The sequence below is a fragment of the Bacillota bacterium genome, from assembly GCA_012727955.1.
Taxonomy (GTDB): Bacteria; Bacillota; Limnochordia; order DTU087; family JAAYGB01; genus JAAYGB01.
Genome location: JAAYGB010000047.1, coordinates 43,858 through 66,090 on the forward strand (window position 1 = coordinate 43,858; position 22,233 = coordinate 66,090).

Annotated in this window: 12 protein-coding genes and 2 pseudogenes; 11 read left to right on the forward strand and 3 right to left on the reverse strand. The window is 54.2% G+C overall.

Annotation, left to right across the window (positions count from 1 at the left end):
* Positions 1-98 precede the first annotated feature (98 nt).
* From GX030_08400 to GX030_08415, 4 genes are all read left to right on the forward strand, one after another.
* Positions 99-530 carry a ferritin-like domain-containing protein gene (locus tag GX030_08400; protein NLV92397.1) on the forward strand — a complete coding sequence of 144 codons (432 nt, stop codon included), beginning with the start codon at positions 99-101 and terminating at the stop codon, positions 528-530.
* A 232-nt stretch (positions 531-762) separates the two neighbouring features.
* Positions 763-2,643 (forward strand): hypothetical protein, encoded by a 1,881-nt coding sequence (locus GX030_08405; protein NLV92398.1) that lies wholly within the window; start codon positions 763-765, stop codon positions 2,641-2,643.
* 44 nt (positions 2,644-2,687) lie between these two features.
* Positions 2,688-4,583 (forward strand): glycoside hydrolase family 127 protein, encoded by a 1,896-nt coding sequence (locus tag GX030_08410; GenBank protein NLV92399.1) that lies wholly within the window; start codon positions 2,688-2,690, stop codon positions 4,581-4,583.
* Between the two features lie 197 nt (positions 4,584-4,780).
* Positions 4,781-6,607: a polysaccharide biosynthesis protein gene (locus GX030_08415; GenBank protein NLV92400.1), complete on the forward strand. Its 1,827-nt coding sequence runs from the start codon at positions 4,781-4,783 to the stop codon at positions 6,605-6,607.
* Between the two features lie 71 nt (positions 6,608-6,678).
* Here GX030_08415 and GX030_08420 read toward each other — a convergent pair.
* Positions 6,679-8,790, reverse strand: a pseudogene (locus GX030_08420) (ADP-ribosylglycohydrolase family protein).
* A 189-nt stretch (positions 8,791-8,979) separates the two neighbouring features.
* Between GX030_08420 and GX030_08425 the strand changes: the two are divergent.
* Together GX030_08425 and GX030_08430 are read left to right on the forward strand one after the other, a co-directional pair.
* Positions 8,980-9,897 (forward strand): annotated as a pseudogene (locus GX030_08425) (Gfo/Idh/MocA family oxidoreductase).
* A 32-nt stretch (positions 9,898-9,929) separates the two neighbouring features.
* Positions 9,930-11,909 carry a TetM/TetW/TetO/TetS family tetracycline resistance ribosomal protection protein gene (locus GX030_08430; GenBank protein ID NLV92401.1) on the forward strand — a complete coding sequence of 660 codons (1,980 nt, stop codon included), beginning with the start codon at positions 9,930-9,932 and terminating at the stop codon, positions 11,907-11,909.
* 10 nt (positions 11,910-11,919) lie between these two features.
* Here GX030_08430 and GX030_08435 read toward each other — a convergent pair whose 3' ends face one another.
* Positions 11,920-13,779: a methyl-accepting chemotaxis protein gene (locus GX030_08435; GenBank protein NLV92402.1), complete on the reverse strand. Its 1,860-nt coding sequence runs from the start codon at positions 13,777-13,779 to the stop codon at positions 11,920-11,922.
* 215 nt (positions 13,780-13,994) lie between these two features.
* Here GX030_08435 and GX030_08440 point away from each other — a divergent pair, with 215 nt between their 5' ends.
* On the forward strand, positions 13,995-15,008 hold the full coding sequence (locus GX030_08440) for a patatin-like phospholipase family protein (GenBank protein ID NLV92403.1): 1,014 nt from the start codon (positions 13,995-13,997) through the stop codon (positions 15,006-15,008).
* A 70-nt stretch (positions 15,009-15,078) separates the two neighbouring features.
* On the opposite strand, the gene GX030_08445 is transcribed toward GX030_08440, so the two are convergent.
* Complete coding sequence (locus GX030_08445; protein NLV92404.1) at positions 15,079-16,464, reverse strand: DUF4139 domain-containing protein; 1,386 nt, start codon at positions 16,462-16,464, stop codon at positions 15,079-15,081.
* A 263-nt stretch (positions 16,465-16,727) separates the two neighbouring features.
* Here GX030_08445 and GX030_08450 point away from each other — a divergent pair, with 263 nt between their 5' ends.
* From GX030_08450 to GX030_08465, 4 genes are all read left to right on the forward strand, one after another.
* Positions 16,728-17,855, forward strand: a complete 1,128-nt coding sequence (locus GX030_08450) for a hypothetical protein (GenBank protein NLV92405.1) — start codon at positions 16,728-16,730, stop codon at positions 17,853-17,855.
* 260 nt (positions 17,856-18,115) lie between these two features.
* Positions 18,116-19,891 (forward strand): glycoside hydrolase family 2, encoded by a 1,776-nt coding sequence (locus tag GX030_08455; protein ID NLV92406.1) that lies wholly within the window; start codon positions 18,116-18,118, stop codon positions 19,889-19,891.
* Positions 19,892-20,126: 235 nt separating this feature from the next.
* On the forward strand, positions 20,127-21,248 hold the full coding sequence (locus GX030_08460) for an extracellular solute-binding protein (GenBank protein NLV92407.1): 1,122 nt from the start codon (positions 20,127-20,129) through the stop codon (positions 21,246-21,248).
* Between the two features lie 91 nt (positions 21,249-21,339).
* A complete protein-coding gene (locus tag GX030_08465) occupies positions 21,340-22,218 on the forward strand; it encodes a sugar ABC transporter permease (GenBank protein ID NLV92408.1) in 879 nt (292 codons plus the stop codon).
* Positions 22,219-22,233 lie beyond the last annotated feature (15 nt).

A 22,233-nucleotide genomic window follows, 5' to 3' on the forward strand; every position in this document is an offset into this window, starting at 1 on the left:
CCGTTGACAATTCCCCCAACGGCTGGTCTCTTGGGTGTAGCTTGGGGCAAAGGGGGATATGCTAAGACAGAAGGATAGGCAGCTTTGGGGGAAGAGCAGTGGATACACAGGATTTAGTCAGCAGACTGCAGTTTTTCTATGGTTTGGAGTTGAGCCAGGTCCGGATGTATACCTTGCAAAGTGAGGCGGTAACCGATCCCTATCTCAAGCAGGTGTTCCGGCATCTGGCAAGTATTGAGCAAAGCCATGTCCAGCGGATAAAGAAAGAGATTGAGAAGTTGGGTGAGGCCCCGGCTAAGGCCAGTGAAGTCATCGGCCCCATTACTGGCCGTATTTTGGGAGTCATCTCAGGGGCAATTTCTGTGGACAAGCTGCTGCGCATGAACATTGAGCTGGAGCAGAGGGCCATGGAAGATTACCGCTCGGCCATTAATGCCTTGGATCCAGCTCACCCCGTCACCTCGGTCCTAGTCGAGAACCTGATCGATGAGGACCTGCACACCGCTTGGTTTCTGAATCGACTGCAGTAAATCAATTGATCACCACCATAGGCCAAGATCCTTGTTCTACCAGGGATCTTCTTTTTTGTCCAGAAGTAGCGAAAATGGATACCGCTGGGCAGTCCCCACCGCGCCAAAGGGGAAGGAAAGCGGTATCACGAATCTTTGCCAGAGACTGGAAGGAATTGCACAATACCGAAATTGGTTAAGGGTTATCATAGGGGATTTCATGAGAAAAATAGAGACAACCGGAGGTCGTAGTATGGCGAACAAATTGCAGGACCGGCGTTTTCGGCCCCTACCCCTAGGAACGGTCAAACCCCAGGGCTGGTTGAAGCGGCAGCTGGAGATTCAAGCCGATGGGCTGACCGGTCATATTGATGAGTTTTGGGAGGATCTTGGCCCTAATAACAAGTGGCTGGGCGGAAACAAAGATGGCTGGGAGCGAGGCCCCTATTACCTCGATGGGCTATTGCCCTTAGCCTACTTAATTGATAACGGAATTTTGCAGCGAAAAGCCCAAAAATGGATCGAAGTCTTCCTCACTTACCAAGAGGAAAACGGTTGGATCGGGCCCGTTCGGGCTGAGGATCCCAGGCAACCGGAGCGGGACCCCTGGCCGATTTTCGTGGTCTGTAAGGTCCTGACCCAGTACTACGAAGTGAGCCAGGATCAACGGGTTCTTGACGTGATGACCAAGTTCTTTCGGTACTTGGAGGCCAACCTACCGGGCACTCCTTTGGTGTCCTGGGGTAAGTTTCGGTGGGCCGATTTGGTGCTGTCAATCCACTGGTTGTACGAGAAAACCGGAGAAGAATGGCTCTTGAACTTAGCCCATCTCGTCAGGGAGCAGGGGTACGACTGGTTGGATCATTTTACTAACTTTCGATACACCGGTAAGCAACCTATTGATCAGCGCACCCTGGAAACCCATGTGGTGAACAATGCCATGGGGATTAAGGCCCCGGTGGTGTGGTATCGGCAGACCGGAGACCCAACTGCCAAAGATGGATTGTACAGCGCGTTAGAAAATCTCGATGGATACCACGGGCAAGTTACTGGGTTGTTTTCCGGAGATGAGCACTTCGCCGGTCGCAGCCCCTCTCAAGGAACGGAACTGTGTGCCGTAGTGGAGTACATGTTTTCTTTGGAGTATGCGCTTTCGGTGCTGGGAGATCCCCTCTTGGCAGACCGTTTAGAATCCATTACCTATAACGCTCTGCCGGCTACCTTTACCCCCGATATGTGGGCCCACCAGTATGATCAGCAGGCCAATCAGGTGATCTGTAACGTGGCGGAAAGGGATTGGAGCAACGGTCCCGATGCCAATATCTTCGGACTGGAGCCCAACTTCGGGTGCTGTACCGCTAACATGCATCAGGGGTGGCCCAAGTTTGTCTCCAGTCTGTGGATGGCAACCTCCTTCGGCGGCTTGGCGGCAGTAGCCTATGGCCCATCGGTGGTTACCACTCGTTTGCCTTCGGGTGAGAAGGTAACGATTCATGAAGTAACGGACTATCCCTTTGATGATACTCTGATGTTTCGTATCGAGGGGGAGCATCCCGTGACCTTCCCCTTGGTCCTGCGGATTCCCGCTTGGGCTAGTGGGGCTGAGATCCGACTGCCTAACGGAGAGACTGTAAACCCCGAGGCCGGGACCTTCGTTACTCTGGAGCAGGAGTGGCATCCCGGTGACAGTGTCACCTTGACCTTGCCTATGGCCACCCGTATTGAAGAGCGTTACCAGGGGGCGGTGGCCCTAAAGCGGGGCCCCTTAGTCTTCTCCCTGGCAATCGGTGAGGAGTGGAAGTTGATCGGCGGGGTTCCTCCCCACGGTGACTGGGAAGTGCATCCCACCACAGCCTGGAACTATGGACTAGAGATAGACATCGCCGATCCCGAGGCCGCCGTTAAGGTAGAGAGCCGCAGTCTTGGGGATATGCCCTTTTCTCCGGAGGGAGCTCCCGTGAGTCTCAAGGTGCCGGGGCGGAGGGTTAAGGAGTGGGGAATGGAGAAAAACTCCGCCGCACCGCCTCCTCCCAGTCCTGTGATTTCCCAGGAGCCGATGGAAGAGTTGGTCCTTATCCCCTATGGATCGACCCATCTGCGGATTACGGAGTTTCCTTGGATTAAGCGGGATTAAGCAATGGAGGGAAAACCATGAGTCGACAGGACATCAAGACGAAGATGCAGGCTGTATCCTTTTCACAGGTAACCGTGGAGGACAGCTTTTGGAAACCCCGGATGACGGTAAATCGGGAGCGGACGATTCCCCATCAGTATCAGGAGTGTAAGCAAACAGGCCGAATCGATGCCTTTGACCTAAATTGGCAACCAGGCATGGAACCGATGCCCCATTATTTCTGGGACTCCGATGTAGCCAAGTGGATTGAAGCCGCAAGCTACTCCCTGGTCACCCATCCCGATCCCAAGCTGGAAGCACTGCTGGACGAGGTAATCGCCAAGATCGTCTCGGCCCAGCAGCCAGATGGATATCTCAACGTCTATTTCACCGTGGTGGAGCCGGAAAAGCGGTGGAAGAACCTGGGGATGTGGCATGAGCTGTACTGTGCCGGACATCTAATCGAGGCGGCAGTGGCCCACTATGAGGCAACGGGAAAGCGAACCCTGTTGGATGCGATGTGTAGGTACGCGGATTACATCGACTCCGTCTTTGGTCCCGGAAAACGCGATGGGGCCCCGGGACATCAGGAAATCGAATTGGCTCTGGTTAAGCTGTATCGGGTTACCGGCAACGAGCGGTACTTGGCCCTGAGTATGTTTTTCCTCTATCAGCGGGGACAAAAGCCCTCAGTCTTTGAAAGGGAGTTGGCCCATCTGTCGGAAGAAGACGCTAGGCTCAACCGCCACTTCTTCTGTCAAGGGGACACCTTCGACAGCCGCTATTGTCAGGATCACCTTCCCGTCAGAGAACAAAGGGAAGTTACCGGGCATGCCGTTCGGGCGATGTACATGTACTGCGCCATGGTGGATGTGGGGATTGAGACCGGCGATGAAGCCCTGATTGAGGCCAGTCGCCGGTTGTGGGAGAATGTTTGCCGGCGGCGGATGTACATTACTGGAGGAATCGGGCCCTCCCGAGACAACGAGGGCTTTACCGTTGACTACGATCTTCCCAACGAGACCGCCTATGCTGAAACCTGCGCGGCCGTGGGCCTGATTTTCTGGAACCACCGCCTGCTTCATATCGATGGCGACGGCAGGTACGCTGACGAAATGGAACGGGCCCTCTATAATGGTTCCATCAGTGGTATCTCCCTGGATGGAGAGAAATTCTTCTATGTAAATCCCTTGGCCAGTAAAGGAAATCACCATCGGCAAAGTTGGTTTGGCTGCGCCTGCTGTCCGCCGAATATATCCCGCCTGATTGCTTCTATTGGCGGATATATTTATTCCGAATCCGCGGATACAGCCTATGTGAACTTGTATGTTGCAGGGGAAGGTAACGTAAGGGTTGGCGACCTCAATGTCAAGTTGTCGCAAAGGTCTAATTACCCTTGGGATGGTGATATCAAGCTTGTGGTTGCTCCGGAGCGAGCGGCGGAATTCACCCTGGCGCTGCGGATCCCCAGTTGGGCTCGGTCGGCGCAGGTTAGGGTAAGGGGCCGAATTTGGGACCATCATAAGACCCTTGAGTCGGGGTATGTCAAGATTCACCGCCTCTGGTGGCCCGGTGATGTGGTGGAACTGTACTTGCCAATGCCTGTGGAATTGGTGGAGTCCCACCCCGCGGTGGCAGCCAATGCGGGGGTCGTAGCCATCCAACGGGGCCCGGTGGTGTATTGCCTGGAGGCCGTTGACAATCCTGTGCCCTTGCATCGGATAGTGGTACCCACTGACACTGAATTTGCGGTTAAGTTTGAACCGGACCTTCTGGGCGGTGTGGTCACCGTCTCCGCCGAGGCCTTCGCAGTTGATGATGGAGATTGGGAAGGGACCTTGTATCGCGCCAAGTCCGATACGGCGGAAAAAAGGGTCCCCGTTACCATCAAGGCCATTCCCTACTACGCCTGGGATCACCGCGAACCAGGAGAGATGAGGGTGTGGCTGCGCTCCTGCTAAGGATAGCCGAAGGCTAATCTAAGACTTTGCCGGGATCAAGGCAGGACACAGGGAACAGACAGAAGAATACAAACTATAGCGCAAATATCACTGTGCTGGGCCACAGGGGCGTGGCCCAGCATGTTTTTGGAGTGATTTGATTGGCTCTGACCCGGATTAATGTCCTGTTAGCTGTCTACGATGTGCTGGTGGTTAACATGGCCCTGTATCTAGGATTTTGGCTGCGTTTTGAGGGCAGAATCCCGGGGGTTTTTACCGATGAGATGCCGTTTCTTTTTCTCTTGACATCGATGGCTTACTTAGCATCCTTTGTTGTTTTTCGGATGTATGACAAGGTCTGGAGATATGCCAGTATTAGGGAAATGTTATTTCTGGGGACTTCGATTTTCTTTGGTTCCGCGGGTACCCTTACCCTCATTCATTTTATCCACCGCTCCCTAATCGTTCCCCGCAGTGTGATTGCCTTTCAGATTCTGCTGACGGGCTTCCTGCTCGGTGGAGCAAGATTGGCGCTTAAGATTGGGGTGGTGGAGCGTTTTCGGGCCTGGAGGGCTCGGAAGGGCAAAAAGCGAGCGATTCTGGTGGGAGCCGGCGATGCCGGGGCCATGATTATGAAGGAACTCAATCGTCATCCTGAATTAGGTATTTCCGTACAAGCCATCGTCGACGATGATCCCGGTAAGCTAAATAAAGTGGTCTATGGGGTCAAGGTGGTAGCCGATACCACCAGCCTACCTCAGCTGATTACCCAAAGGAACATCTCGGAAGTGATCATTGCCATGCCTTCCGCTCCCGGTGCAGCGATTCGACGGGTGGTTAACCTGTGTCAAGACACCGGAGTGAAGATCAAGGTCCTGCCTGGGCTTTATGAGTTGGTCGACGGCAAAGCTACCATTGGCCAGCTGCGGGAGGCCCAGATCGAGGACTTGCTGCATCGAGATCCCATTCGCCTGGACACCGGAGGAATTCGCCAGTTCCTCTCTGGCAAGCGGATTATTGTCACCGGTGGGGGCGGGAGCATCGGCTCGGAGCTCTGTCGGCAGATTGCCAAATTCGATCCCCAGCTTCTGGTCATTCTCGATCATTCGGAGAACAATCTGTATCACATTGAGTTGGAGCTGCGAAAAACTAGGCCTAATCTCCAATTCTACCCCGTGATCGCCAGTATTCAAGACGCCCGGCGGATTGATGGGGTATTTAAGCAGGTGCAGCCCCATGTGGTCTTCCATGCCGCGGCCCATAAGCATGTGCCGATGATGGAGTACAATCCCGGTGAGGCCATCAAGAACAATGTCTTTGGCACCAAGATTGTGGCCGAGGCAGCTTCCCGGTATCAGGCGGAGAAGTTTGTTCTTATCTCAACGGATAAGGCCGTTAATCCCACCAATGTGATGGGAGCCACCAAACGCCTGGCGGAGATGGTGATTCAATCCATCAATGAGACCAGCAGCACGGAGTTCGTCGCGGTGAGATTCGGCAACGTTCTCGGCAGCGCCGGCTCCGTAGTGCCGCTGTTCAAACGTCAAATCGCCGAAGGTGGGCCCGTTACCGTCACCCATCCAGAGATGACTCGATACTTCATGACCATCCCCGAGGCCTGTCAGTTGGTCCTTCAGGCAGGACATTTGGGACGGGGAGGGCAAGTGATGGTACTGGACATGGGCGAGCCGGTGAAGATCAAGCAGTTGGCCGAGGACCTGATCCGGTTCTCGGGCTTGGAACCCGGTCGGGATATCGAGATTCAGTATGTGGGGTTAAGGCCAGGGGAGAAGCTGTATGAAGAACTGCTGGCCGATGAGGAAAATACCAATGCCACTCAGCATGAAAAGATCTTTACCGCGATCCTTTCGCCCTGTGATTTTGACCAGCTTAGGTTTATGCTGGAGCGGTTGGTCCAGACGGCCGAATCCGGCGATGGACAGTCCATTAGGGATTTACTCCAGAAAATGGTGGATACATATACTCCCGATGATGTACCCGCGGCGGACTTGGCGATGGCCCAGGTGGCTGCGGTGAAGGAATAGTAGAAATAGCAAGCCACTGACCCAAAGTCAGTGGCTTGTTGGATTTTAGGCCAGAAGTATGTCTCTAGCCGTTAGGCTTCAACGGCGGTGAGGGCCACAGAATCCACCGCGACTCGACCCTCTTCACAGACCAGGGCGATCGCGCCCTCCGTCAAGGGACCGTCGGTGTCTTCATAGGTAAAGACCAGCTCTCCCGCTACCCAGCCCCGGAGCCGATTGCCGACCACTTCTAGAGATAGCTCATAGGTTTGCCCGTACTCCCAAGCAAGGTCCTGGGATGCCAGGACGGTGGTGTCATCAAGGGCCTTGACTAACTGAATCTTGCCCTCCGTGGTCAAAAGCAGGGCGTAATAGCGTTTCATCCCCTGGACCCTGACGGCAATGCCCGCAGACTTGGCAAGATGGGGAGTGACCTTGGTGGTAACTTGGTAGTCGGTCCACTCGCGCATCCCTTGGATCAGAAGACCGGTGCCTTCGTTCTGGATTAGGCGGTACATGTCTGCCCCGGTGTAGACCTCGGACACCCCATTGACCCAGGCCCTGAGCCACATCTTACCTCCGGCGTCCGGCCGACGGAACACCGTAGTGGGAGTGTTACCCCAGGTGAAATAGTCTAAATAAATGCGGCCATCGGCTCGGCTCGTGGAGCTGACCTCAACCCCGATTTCCGCAATTGGGTACCCGCCGGTATCGGGGATGGTCCACTGGAATTCATGCTCCACCCCGGGGATAAGATGCACCGCGGGACCATAGACCGGTGTGAGCCGATCCTGGTCATTGTACACTCTAATATACAACTGACAGGTGGCCTCTCCAGTAATCTGCTCATCGGCGACGATGCGGGCTTTAACCTGCTGACTGGGATAGAGAGTCGGTGAGGCCAAGAGCTGGTAACCGGGCATCTCGATGGCTGATTCAGGTACGAAGGTTGCCGTGGCTGCCCGGGCAGGTCTACCGGGGGCAACATGATTGTATTCGATGGCTAAACTGCGGGTTCCCTCGCGGCTGTATCCCTCGACGTTATAGACTTTGGTGGTTCCCTGAACCTCGCTGCTATCCTCGGGCACAAACCCTTGCACTGCGCCCGGCAGATTGAAGTGGAAGCGGGCACCATCCTTTGGAGCCACCGGGTCCAACCCAGCCAAAGCTCGGCCGATGTTGACGATGTGATAAGTTTCAATCACGGCATCGGAAATTGCTCGGCCGCCATCGGCGGTGGGGATATACAGGCGATCGGCCACCGGGGTTCGGAAATCCGCTCCGGCATCGATGCCCTCCAGTCCGTTCTTGATGCCCATGATACAGCCCACATTGGCGGCGTTGCAGTCGGTATCCCAACCGGCCGTGTTGACAATCATCTGAGATTTTTGGAAGCTGTCTTCGCTATACAGTAGACTGAGGATAATTAGGCCGTGGTTAGGTACAATGTGGCAATTTCCCCCGTATTTGTCGTAGCCGTATTCTGCGGCTAGGAGTTCCCGGGCTTTGCGCCAATCGGATTCCCGCTCCCGCCACTCCCTGATATCAGCGATCATCCGGTAGATTATGGAATCCTTGGGAATCAGAGCCACCGCGGTATCGATTAGCCTGTCAAGGTCCGATTCCACGAAGGCCTAGGCCTCCATGGCAGCGATTACCTGGGCCCCGTAGATGGCTTCACCGTCGTGGCTGACGGATCCCGCCCGTCGGGCAAAGTCTGCCGCCAGTTCTGGATCGCCGGGGCAAACCATTCCCCACCCATCGATGAAGATCTGGGCCCCAATCTGCTCGGAGACTACCTTCCCGTTCAGCTCCCGGGAACCGCTTTGGGGTGCGGGAATGCCCTGTTTGAGGCGAAGGTAGGCGGTGTGTTCCGTGGAATTACCCAGCCCACCCCACCACAGGATGGTCCGGTTTTCGATGAGGTAGTTGAGCCAAGTTTGGGCAATCTGCTGCGGCGTGATGTCCTTGGTATTTCCGTAATCGGGTAAAGCTCTGAGAAAGGTAAAGGTACCGGAAATGTCGTCGTCGGTAACAATCAAGGGTTTGCCCAGTCGGTCGTGCACATAGTAATTGATTTCCCCCAGCTGCGACATAATCTGTTCGTAGGTCCATCCTTCAAAGGGTCGACCGAGGTAGACACCGATAATCTTTCCTAAAACACCAGCGTAGACTCGCTGTTCATAGTCTGGTGTGATTGGCAATTGACTCCCTCCCAAGCTAACTTTCGCTATCCTTCTTTTGGGATTTACCACCCTTTCCTTTCTTCCGCTACCATCGGGCTTTATCCTCTCTCAGCTGCGGTGTCGTCAGGGAATATCGAGGGCCATGGGAAGGGGGCCCGTTCTAAGTCAAGAAGTGAAATACTGCAAGGACAAAGAAACCAGATTGGGGTGGAGATGGTGGCGGTCTAAGTTGGAATGATTGGTTTGGATACCTCCCATGTGGTTGCCTTTACCCAGTTACTTAACAATCCCGAGGCGCAATACCATGTGCCGGGGGCCCAGGTGATCTGCGCCTTTCCCGGTGGATCACCGGATTGGGAGATGAGTTGGTCTCGACTGGAGGGATTCACCCAGCAGGTTCAGGAGTTTGGAGTGAAGATCGTTGATTCCATCGCCGAGGTGGCCCAGACCAGTGACGCTATCTTGCTGGAGTCCGTTGACGGCCGGGTGCATTTGGCCCAGTTTCGGGAGATTGCCCCCTATGGCAAGCCGGTATTCGTTGACAAACCCTTTGCCGTCAGCTACCGGGATGCCAAGGAAATGGTGGATCTGGCTCGAAAGTACCAGGTCCCCCTGATGAGTTCCTCTGCCCTGCGCTATGCCGAAGAGCTGACTGGGGTGCTGGCCCGTTGTGAGAAGGAGACTATTGTTGGGGCCGATACCTACGGTCCCATGGCCATGGCGCCGACACAGCCGGGACTTTTTTGGTATGGGATTCACGCAGTTGAAATGCTGTATGCTATCCTAGGCAGGGGGTGCCGCCGGGTAACGGCCCACAGAACAGAAGATTACGATGTCATCGTGGGAGAGTGGGAGGATGGTCGACTGGGAACGGTCAGGGGAAATCGCCGGGGAAACAACGATTTTGGCGCAGTGGTACATACAACCCAGGGCAGTCAATTCGTCGATGTGTATGCCAACCCTAAACCCTATTACGCCAGTCTGTTAGAACAGGTGATGATCTTATTTAGGCAGAAGCGATCTCCCCTGGATATCGAGGAGACCCTAGAGATTGTTGCCTTTATTGAGGCCGCCAACTTAAGCCGGGAGACGGGAAGACCGGTGGAGTTGATGCAGGATGGATAGAACTAGGCCATGGGGCCTTTCGCAGTAGGTGAATTATGAGAAAGACCATTGGAATTTTTGCCCATGTCGATGCTGGAAAGACAACCTTTTCGGAACAGATTTTGTACCACGCCGGGGTAATACGCGGCCAAGGTCCTGGCAATCAACCGGGGGCTTGGCTTGATACCCATGCCCTTGAACAACAGCGGGGAATCACCATCTTCGCCGAAGAGGCCTATTTCCATTGGCAAGATGATATTTACTACCTAATCGATACCCCAGGACACGTGGACTTCTCCGGGGAGACTCAGCGAATCATCGGGGTGTTGGATTACGCAATCCTGTTAGTCAGCGGCACTGCCGGCGTGCAGGCCCATACAACGACGCTCTTTCGCCTTTTGCAGGACCAAGGGGTGCCTACCTTCATCTTTGTTAACAAAAGGGATCTAGCCACCTTCCAACTGCCCCGGGTCTTGGGGGAAATTCGGGACCGATTGACGGCAGACAGCCTCTATCTAGCCGGTCCCACGGCACTGCTTCAGCCCCCGGAAGAGGTGGCGGAGTTTGTTGCAGAACGAGATGAAGAGTTTCTATTGGCCTATTTAGAGGGGGAGGATACTCCTGAACTTCTTCGTCGGCACCTCATAGACCTAATTAAGCAGCGAAAATGTTTTCCCGTGACTTCCGGATCAGCCCTGCGGGATCTTGGTGTCAAGGAATTTCTGGACCTCTTTTCCTTGCTAACTGTGACGGAGTATCAGGTCGCGGCCGATGAACCCAGTTTTGTCGGCAGAGTTTACAAGATTCGCCATGAGCCCGACGGGAATCGGTTGGTCTTTCTCAAGGCACTGGCGGGGACCCTGCAGGTAAGGGATGAGTTTCGCTTTGACGCAGAGGGGCAAGTGGTGGTGGAAAAGGTTAATACCCTTCGGGTTTACAATGGCGCCAGATATGAGACGAGGCAGCGGGCCGTTGCCGGTGATGTCATTGCAGTGACGGGGCTGAAGACCCCGGTGTGCGGCACTGTGCTGACTACGGATCAGATCATTACCCCAACCCAGGAAAGCTCCCCCTTGGTACCTGCCCTACGCGCGAGGGTGATCCTGCAGGATGATACCCCAGTGGATCAATGCCTGCAGCGGCTGCGTCTTTTGTCCGATGAAGATCCAATGCTGGCGGTGACCTTCCAGGAGGAGTCTGGGGAAATTTTGGTCAGTGTGATGGGTAGGATCCAGCTGGAGGTACTGGAGGAGGTAATCGCCTCCCGCTTTGGGATGGCCGTTACCTTTGGACCACCTCAGGTACAGTACCGGGAAACCATTGCCGCTTCCGTGGTGGGATTTGGACACTTTGAACCGCTGCGTCATTACGCCGAAGTTCAGCTGCGTCTGGAACCTAATCCTCGGGGTAAGGGGATTACCTTTGCCAGCGAATGCCATGTCGACGATTTGCCCCTGAACTATCAGCGGCTTATTCGGTCCCACGTCTTTGACAAAACCCATCGGGGTGTTCTTACTGGAGCTCCGCTGACCGACGTCAACATTGTGCTCCAGGCAGGCCTGGCCCATGAAAAACATACCGCTGGTGGGGATTTTCGCGAGGCTACCCATCGGGCAATTCGACAGGGATTAGAAAAGGCGGAGTCCATCCTCTTGGAACCCTACTACCGGTTTCAAATCTACGTCGATGAGGCTGATTTAGGGAGGGTGATCGCCGATATCCAGCGGCTGCAGGGAACCTTTGATCCGCCCATCCACCAAGGAAAGACCCTCTACCTTGAAGGCAGAGGGCCAGTGGCTACCTTTATGGACTACAGTGTGGAGCTTGTCTCCTTCACCAAGGGACGGGGCAGCATTACCTGTGTCTTTGATGGGTATGAGCCCTGCCACAACCCCGAGGAAGTGATTGCCTCCATCGGGTATGACAAGGACCGAGACACTGCCAATCCCTCATCATCGGTTTTCTGCGCCAAGGGAACTTCCTTTATCGTCCCTTGGTACGAAGCGGAAAAGTACATGCACACCCTTAAATAGCGCCGGTAGCCTACTTCTCCAGGCGGAAGCGAGCGACGAGATCCTGAAGCTCGTTGCTCATGTCCGTTAAGGCCTGAGCCGCGCCGGCCACTTCCTCCATAGAAGCAGCCTGCTCTTCGCTGGCACTGGCGATTTCATGTCCGCCAATATTAATTGCCTCTAGACTTTGGGTGATCTCCTGGATATCGTTGGCAACCGTGGTAACTGCTTGGATGATTTCCTGGAGGATTTCGCCATTGGCCTCGACGCTGGTCAACGCCAGTTCCGCTCGCTGGGCATCCCTGTTAATATCGGTGACGGCTCCTGCGATGCCCCCCTGGATCTGAGCGATCATGGCGGTGATTTCGGTAGTTGCCTGGCCCGATTGCTCTGCCAATTGGCGCACCTCATCGGCCACCACTGCAAAGCCCCGCCCATGTTCGCCGGCTCGAGCGGCCTCAATGGCAGCGTTGAGGGCCAGGAGGTTGGTTTGCTCAGCGATACCGGAGATGACATTGACAATCTTCCCGATTTCCTGGGAAATGGCGCCAAGTCCTTCAATGTCTTGAACCAGGCGCTGACTGTTATCCCGAGCCTGCCTCACCTGATCCACCATTTCCGTCAATGCCTCGCTACCTTCGGTCGCCCGCTGGGCAACCCTTTGCACTTCCTCCCGCATGTGTTGGGCTCGCAGGTTCGTGTTCTCCAAAGTGTGGGAGAACTCGTTAGTGGTACTGGCTACTTCCTCCACCGAGGCACTGACCTGCTCGGAAGAGGCCGCCAATTGCATGCTGGTGTGGGTCAATTCATCGGTGGCGGCAGAGACTAGGCTCAGTGTGTGGCGCATGTGGGCGATGGTCTGGTTGATGGCTTCGGCCAGGACTCCTACCTCGTCCCTGCGCTTGATGTTAAGCTCCTCCGTCAGGTCTCCCGAGGCCGTTACACTAATAACCCGCTGCGCCTCCCGGATGGGTTTGGCAATGGCCCGCGCGGCCACAACGGCTACCGCGATACCCAAACCAATACTGAGCACCGTGGCCAGTACCAGGTAGGTCCTCAACTTGAGGACCTGGGCCAACACAGCCTGTTCCAGGGCCCCTACCGCGAGGCTCCAGCCGGTGGTGGGCATCGTCGCTACTCCCGCCAGCAGGGTTCGTCCCTCAATCTCGTATCTGATTACCCCGGTGCGGCTGCTCCCTAGGCCCCGAAGGGCTTGTCCAGCATTACGCAGTTCAGCGGTATCGGTGAAAAGGTTCCTCTGCTCCATAACCCAGTCCTGTCTGGGGTGGGCATAGATGGTGCCGTCGGCGCCGATGATGTAAGCCCAGCCACCAGTTCCAAAACCCAGGTCGGCGATAACCTCCGATAGAGTAGTACCTTCCTGCCTGGCAATTAGTGCTCCCACCACTTGGTCGTTCCGTTTAATTGGAACAGCAAACATCAGGACCATTTCCTCGGTGACCTTGCTGATCAAGGGTTCCGATACCGTGGACTGGCCCATTAGGGCCCGGCGGACGTACTCACGATCACTGAGATTGGCGGTAGCACCGTCATTGTAGCGAACGTTGCCTCCGGTATCGACCACACCTAGCGCCAAGAAGTTTCCCAGCCGTTGCCACTCACTGTCAAGTACCGAGCGCTGTATGTTCCAATCCATGCTGGCTATTTCCGGCCTGGCGGCGATGGTTTCTAGAGCCGTCAGCTGCGTTTCGATGCGGCTTTCTAACAACCTGATAGACTCGCCGGCCTGAGACTGCAGGGCAACCTTAACTTCCTCGATCACAGCAGCCCGGCTGGAGTAATAGGCTAAGTAGCCCAAGCCAAGGCAGACGATTACTACCACTGCTGCGACATAAGCAGCGATTCTCCCGACAATATTCAGTCGAAGCACTAAACTCCCCCCTCTCTAGATAACAATGGTTTCGAAACATTCCCAAAATATGGGGATCCTTGCCATAGTATCTACCTGCTTTCGGTGCTGTTGAAACACTTTGTTGGAGCAAATTGTAACTTTACTTCGCATATCAGGATAGAGCAGGGATTGCTGCAAAAAAACGGGTAGAGTAGATATAAGTTCACTGCTTGCAGAGGGGAGTGGGTGTGGGGATGAGTCCATCGAAACCAGGTGTTTGGCGACAGGCACAGGAACAGCTAAAGCGACTGTGGAGGTCCTTGGGACCAGAGCCAGCCTCCCCGAGGACACCGTCGGAGCGAAGGTACAATCTAGCACTGGCCTTAGGCAGTGGTGGCCTGCGGGGTGCCGCCCATGTCGGTGTATTGTCTGTCTTGGAAGAGGAAGGGCTCAAACCTGATATCCTGGCGGGAACCAGCGCCGGGAGCGTAGTTGCCTGCCTTTATGCTGCGGGGTACAATTCGGAGCGGATGCAAGAATTGATGGACCAGTTGCCCGCGGATCTCTTTACCGATTTGACAATGCCCCGATTTCAGCTCTTGGTGGCGGGAATTAGTGTGCTGCGGGATTACCTGGGAACGGAAAGCCGAAGGAGTTCCCGGGCTCCCAGTGGTCTAATCAAGGGAGAGCGATTTCGGGAATGGCTTCAGGTTTTTCTCGGGGATAGAACCTTCGAAGATCTGCTGATTCCCACCTACGCCGTTGCCACAGACCTGGTCAGCGGCGAAGCGGTGGTCTTTGGCTCCCGGGACTTTGTCCCGGTGCTGCCTCCAGGCTATGTTTATATAACGGGGGTGTCGGTGGTGGACGCGGTGAGGGCCAGTTGCTCCATTCCCTTTGTCTTCCAGCCGATGGAACTTAAGGGCCGCTGGCTCATCGATGGAGCCTTTGCCGATCCGGTACCGGTTCGACTCTTTAGCCAGACGGACATAGAGCAGGTGATTGCCGTGGATCTGGCGGTGCCGCCAAGGGTGCAAGAGGATGAGGACTCCGGGGATTTTAACCTTTTTCAGGTATTGAGTCGAGGGACAACATTGATTACCGATCGATACGCGGCGGAAACCTTGCCCCGCTATGCGGATTTAATCATCCGACCCTGTGAATTCAAGGCTAAACTAACGGATACCGAGCAGGCAGAGACCTTTGTGGAACAGGGTCGCCGGGCCACGGAGCAGGCATTGCAGCAGTGGCGCCGCTCCTCGGCCTAAGAGAGTGCAAGTGATAGGAAAACTTCAAGGCGCCTCAATGGAGGCGCCTTGAAGTTTTCTCTGGGATGGCTTAAAGGAGGATCCGATAGGTAAAGCGCTTTTCTTCCCCGGGCTCGATGGAGACGGTAAATTCCAGGGTATTGGCGTCGGGAATCCGGTACTCTTCCTTGGCCTCCAGGAGCTCCCATGTTCCCCAGATTTTCTCGGTGACTACAACGGTGATGGCCTCCTCCTTATGATTGCGGATAATAACTTGCCGGGTGACATCCTTGGTATCTTTAGTTATTTCCCGGCTGCCTAGGGTAGTCACTTCGCCGCGAATATCAAAGGCATTGCCGACATGTAAGCGAAGGACCTCGTCCTTGGGCGTATGCTCGATGCTGTCTTCTCCGATAAACTGCAGCTCTCCGGAGCTGTCGGCTTGATACAGGCGGACCTTGCCCTGGGGCAAGGGAATCCCTAGACCGTTGGCTTCGGAGTTCTCCGTTTGCAGCATTACCTTGATGGGGGAACTGCCGTTATACCATACGTTATTTTCCAGGAGATATACCGTGTCCGTCTCGGCACTGTCGCAGCTGAGTAAACCAATCTGTTTGATCTGTCGGTCCTTGATGGTGGTTCGTCGATCTAGGGTATACAGATGATATTCAAAGAGATTTTCCTCAACAAACTGCGGTTGCGCAGTGTAGGGAGCCTGGGCCCGTTGGACCAGCAGGTTTTCAGGCCGAACCTGAGAGTCCGAGACCAGGTTGATGTCTCCGGCTACCAACTGCAAGTTGGCGTTTTCGTAGGACTTACCGCTGTTGTTCTCCAGGGTTACCCAGCCGCTCAGGGCCAGTTCTCCCGAAGGCGTCAGCACACCGACATAGTCTGCGTACCAACTAATCCCTCTGGTTAAGTAGGTGAGTTCAACCAGTTGGGGTCCCGCAGTCTGGCTGCTCACCAGCCACATCAGCGTGGGACGGATGATCAGTCCATCGGGCAGCCTTGGCAAGCGAATCCGCCCGGGAGGATCGATGACAATGCGATCTCCCTCCATTACCACCAAATTGCCCCCCTGATGGGCCAGCAATGTGACCCGTCGGCTGGTGTTGTTGTCGTCGATGAGTTCGATTTCCTGGCCGAGATATCTCTCTAACAGGCGGCTTTGGTTGACCAGGTCATACTCAAAATTTTGCTCCAGTACCTGGGTAGAGGCATTGCTCAGGGAACGAAAATGTACCGAGGTGGGGTCCAGCTGGGCCGCCACATCCGATACCGTGACATTGGTGATGCCAGAGTCGACATGAATCCGGCGAATCTCCTTGACTAAGCCCAGACCCTGGTTGTAGACGGTAATGGAAAGATCATTGTTAGCGGCGGTAATCCGTTGCCCCAAGGCGATCCCGGAACTTCCCAGAACCGTAGTGAGAATTAGGACTGCGACTAGTAATCTTGCTAATCGGGAACATCGCATTTCACATTCCTCCTCAGGTAGTTTCTTACCGAAGATACCGGCAAAGGACTGGGCGGTATCTGTTTATCCTGCTATTCTCGACAATTCCCGTTACCCCTCCAGCATCACCGCCAATCCCAGCAAAGGGTGTGGTGGTACCGATTTGCAGGGGATGTCTGGTTTGCTGCGAACTCATTGATTAATCACGAATTTTCCCAAAAAAGTTGCTGCCGGCTTATCGCCCTGGAAGAGATGTGGCACTGGAAACAGGAGGAGCGAACACTATGCTTCAGATAGATCACGGCCAGCAGATTGAACTCTGGCTCGGCCAAGTGCCGGTGAAGGCTGATTACTACCAATACCTGATGCAGCAAACCAAGGAGAGTCTCGACGGCTTTCGTCGCATCTGGGAGCTCAAGGGGATCAGTCATCTCAACAAGGGGCCCCTGGCCCAGGCCATTGCAGAGCAGATTCCGGAGCATCTGTCCCAGTGGGCGGTGGTTCTCACGGAAAAGCAGCTTCGGACCCTTGAGAAACTGGTGGCCTGCCAGGGAATTCTCAACGGTGAATTGACGGAACCCTTGTTGTCTTTGCTGCGTCGGGGACTGGTGTTTCCTGGAGTGATCGATGATGTCGACGTTTGGGCTATGCCCCAGGACTTGGTTCCCCATATAGCAGATTTGATTTCCGATCCCAGGGTGCGGCAAGGGGCCCGGGTTAATACCCAGGCTCTGCAGCTGGCCCGCGGAATGCTGGTCCTTTATGGGGTGGCCTCCTGTCATGAGCTGCTGACTTTGGTGCAGGAACACCTTCCTGAGATGGAGGATTTTCGCCGGTTCTTTGAGTTATTGTATGAAGTCCATCTGAACGATGGGGGCATCAACTTTGCCGATGGAAAGTTCGCCGCAGCGGAAGTAAGAAATCCCGAGGAAATCGCTCAGGAGCAGGCCAAGCGTCCCCTTCTAGCCTATAAGCCAGTGGCTCCGGGGCTACTGCGGGACATCGCCACCAAGGGACACCTGCCTTGGACCCCTCACCAAAAAACATTGGCGGAGCGATTGCGGCGCTGTCACGGGATCTCCGTCGATGAAGTTGAGGCCATTATGATTGAAGCATGGTATCAGGTGAACAATGATGTTTCGATGGTTGAAATGAACCAGTGGCTGGTGCAGCTGGTGGGGGTCAACTCCTTTGACCAAATGTCAGAATTGCTGCTGACCTTTACTGAGTTTGTCAACCACACTCCGCAGTGGATCTTGAAGGGACATACCCCTCAAGAGGTTGGCACCACCCTTGGCCCCGGGCTTTCCCCCAATTCGGGCTCAGGGAAAAGTATGTCTAAGGTCGGGCGCAACGACCCTTGTCCCTGCGGCAGCGGTCAGAAGTATAAGTACTGCTGCGGCAGAGGTTGATCAGCCTCTGTTGAAACATTCCTCTTTGTCCAGCGTTGGAGGATATCCTCATAAAGATAAGGTTAGCCTTGGATAAGAGGGTATCCGCATAATGAATAATCTTAATTTTGACAAAACTTGGAAGGAAACCGGTTATCTGGTTTTTAATCATAGCTGTGCAGGCAAAGGCCGGAGGGGAAGGAAAGGATTGGGAATACGTCTAAACTAATGGCGAGCTAGGTACCGCTCTAGCTACAATCATAGATAAAGAGGTGGGTTTATTGACAGCGTATCGGACTGAGTATCCCAGACCGGATTTTGTTCGTCAAGATTGGCTCTCTCTCAATGGAACTTGGGACTTTGCCTTTGCTGACTGTGCCGACGATAAGCGCTATCTTACCGACGAAGGCGCCTTCGATCGCAAGATCGAAGTTCCCTTTGTGTTTCAAAGCAAGTTAAGCGGCATCGAAGATCCCACACCCCATGAGGTGGTTTGGTATCGCCGCAGCTTCATCGTTCCGGCAGAGTGGAGCGGAAAGAGGATCCGGTTGCACTTTGGCGCCGTGGACTATGAGTCTGTAGTTTGGGTCAACGGCCAGTTTGCCGGGACCAATCGCGGCGGTTATGTGCCCTTTTCCTTTGATATTACCTCACTATTAGTTGATGGAGAAAACAGCCTGGTAGTTCAGGTGATTGACCGGGATAGCACCGACCAGCCCCGGGGTAAGCAAAGTGCCAACCTAGAGAACTGGGGTTGTTGGTATACCAGGACCACGGGAATCTGGCAGTCGGTGTGGTTGGAGCCGGTGTCGGAGGTTCATATTTCTCACCTTCGCATGGTGCCGGATATCGACAACCAGGTGCTTGATCTGGAGTATCAGCTGAGTAAAGTGACCGAGGGCCTGGAGGTTCGCTTCGACATCACCTTAGCCGGTGAGGCCGTTGCTTCGTCTACCTTCCCGGTTTTTGTCCGGCATTCCCGTTACTCCGATTTGACCCCAAGACCGGAGAATCAAGTGCGACTATCGGTACCGGAGTGCCAGTTGTGGAGCCCAGAAAACCCAGTCCTGTATGATCTGAAGATCACCCTCCTGCAGGATGGCCAGCCGGTGGATATCGTCGATACCTACTTTGGAATGCGTAAGGTAGAAGCCAGGGGCAACCGCATCTACCTCAACAACCAACCCTACTACTTGCGGATGGTGCTGGATCAAGGTTTTTGGCCCGATGGCATCTGCACACCGGAAAAGGTCGCAGAGTATGAGTGGGACGTGCAATTTATGAAGGATTGCGGCTTCAATGGAGTCCGCAAACACCAAAAGATCGAGGATCCCTACTTCTATTACTACTGTGACAAGTTAGGGTTGCTGGTCTGGGCTGAGATGCCCTCCCGCTATATCTATGATGAAATCGGCGCGATGAACATCGCCGAGGAGTGGCAGCGGGTTGTCCGTCGGTTGTACAATTTCCCCGGAATTATGGCTTGGGTGCCGATGAACGAAAGCTGGGGAGTTGAGCAGTTGCGCCAGGGTTGCAAGCGGGCTCAGGCCCATCTAGACTCCCTGTACTATCTGACCAAGGCATTGGATGACAGCCGGTTGGTGATCAGCAACGATGGTTGGCAGCAGGCCACCACGGATATTATCACCATCCACGAGTACACCCAGAATCACGAAGAACTGACGGCTCGGTATGAGCATTTCCGGGAAGACCGGCATGCAGCAGCCTTTAGCCACAATTTCCCGATCTTGCTTCCCGACTATGAGTACCAGGGACAGCCGATCATGATCACCGAGTATGGCGGGGTCAAGGTGGAGGAGCAGCAGGCCGAGGGCTGGGGATATGGTGTGGCCGCCAAGGACTATCAGGAAATGTTAGAGCGGATCAAGAACCTGACCTTCGCGATTTTAGCCCAAGAGGAAGTATGCGGTTACTGTTACACCCAGCTGACCGACGTGCAGCAGGAGGTCAACGGTCTTGCCACCTTTGACCGTAAGCCTAAGGTAGCACCGGAGAAGTACAAGGAGATTTTTGGCGTCAATCCCTCTCGACGATAACCGTCGGAGTCAAGCAAAGTTCGCAGCAGCTAGGAGGTGATATGTCCTTAGGACCAATGATCGCGGCAGCCAGTGGGATTGAACATGAACCCTATCTTTGTGATGAGGAGGATTCAGGTTGAAGAGAATCTTGTTACTGGCGCTGGTTCTGTGCGTGGTTATGAGTGCTTCAGTCTTAGCAAAGACCGTTGAGATTGAGTATTGAACCTTGTTCTCCGGTGGCGATGCTGAGTACATGGATGCTATTGTGGAGGAGTTCAACAGACAGCATCCCGATATCAGGGTAAACAGCACGCTGTTGGAGTGGGGAGAGTATTACACAAAGCTGATGACCGGTATTGCCACCGGGAATGCTCCCGATGTCGCTGTGGCCCATACGGCGCGCATTCCTGAACTGGTAGAGGAAGGTCTCTTACAACCCTTGGATAATCTCGCAGACTTGGCTAGAGTTGACTGGAATACCTTTAACCAGACCATTTTGGATGCTACCGTGGTCGATGGTCAGCACTATGCTGTTCCCATCGATACCCATCCGATTGTTTTCTATTACAACAAAGCGTACGTGAGAGAGGCCGGATTACTCGACGAAAATGATAACCTAATTCTGGAGAACACTCCGGAAGGTTTTGTTCGGTTCCTCGCAACTCTACAAGAATCTCTTCCAGACAACGTATTCACTGCCTCGATTCCCACCGGTGGCGACGATCCCTATCGGATCTGGTGGTCCTTCTATCGTCAGATGGATGGTTCGCCGATGTTCTCCGATGACTTGAGGCAGATTACTCTCGACAAAGATAAGGCCATTAGAGCAGCGGAGTACATGCTGGATATGTACTACAAGTATGAGTTCATTCCCCTTCATTTGCAGGATACCTACGAGTCCTTCCAGAATGGCAGGGCCGCAACGATTATCACCGGTGTCTGGGCAACGGGAATCTGGGAGATTACGGAAGGCCTTGAGTTCGGCGTTATTCCCTTCCCGCAAGTCTTTGGACAGCCGGGACAGTGGGCTGACTCCCACACCTTGGTCCTGCCCTATCAACGGCGGGCGGATCAGGCGAAGATGGAGGCTGCTATCACCTTTGCCGACTTCGTGGCCAGCAATGGTGACCTGTGGGCTAGAGCAGGCCATGTTCCCAGTAAGGTAACGGTGTTGGATAAGCCGGAGTTCCAGGCTTTGCCGTATCGCTCTGATTATGCTGCTTCCGCGGATTTTGCCGAGTACGATGCTTGGGGTCCAAAGGCTGGTGCAGTGCGAGCTGCCGCCATCCGGAATTTGGACACCATTTGGGCCAAGACGTCAACTCCGGAACAGGCAATTGACAATATGATTGCTGAAATTCGGGCAATTAGATAGCCACTTGATCTGTATTTCAGAGTAACTTTGCAAAGGTGCAGGAGAATCTTCTCCTGCACCTTATGTACAGAGGGGGCAAAGTACCGTGCGCATGAGCAAGCAGCTGAAAAAGGACCTGTCTGCTATTCCCTTTATTTTGCCGTTCTTCATAGTCTACGTCATTTTTGTTGTCTATCCCATGATCCAAGGGGTATGGATGAGTCTGCACCGATGGACCATTGTTCGGAAAGTTAGATACATAGGCTTAGACAACTATCGTGATATGCTGCAAGATCCCTACTTCTGGGCGGCGCTGCGAAACACGACGTACTTTGTGGTGTTGTCGACTCCAACTATTATTATCGCAGGACTTCTGTTGGCTCTGATATCAAACCAAAACCTGCGAGGGAAGACCTTCTTTCGGCTTTCCTTCTTCATGCCGAATATCTTGTCCGTAGCCGTCATCTCGACGATCATGGTGTTTGTGTTCCGAGCCTATTCCGGGTTGATCAGCACTTTGCTCAAGGATATCGGGATCCAGCAGGAGATCTTCTGGCTCGGTGACCCCGATCTCGCTTGGGTGGTAATTGTAGTCGCAACGCTTTGGTGGACCGTTGGCTTTAACATGGTTCTCTTCTTAGCCGCTCTGCAGGACATTCCCGCCCATCTGTATGAGGCGGCCTCCATCGATGGTGCCAGTTCCCGCCAGATGTTTTGGTATATAACTTTGCCTTTACTAAAACCCATTATCTGGGTTGTTACCATGCTCCAGATCATAGCAAGTTATAAGGTGTTTGCTCAGATTTGGCTCATTACTAGAGGGGGCCCGGGGGCGGCAACTCGGCCTATCATTCAATACATCTACGAGGTCGGTTTCAGGCAGAATGATTTAGGTTACGCGGCCACCATGTCCTATGCACTGTTTCTAATCCTAATGATCTTGACCTTGGTGCAGATGAGGGTGAGAAGATGGGGGGAGACTGAGCTGTGAGACAGAGGCTTAATC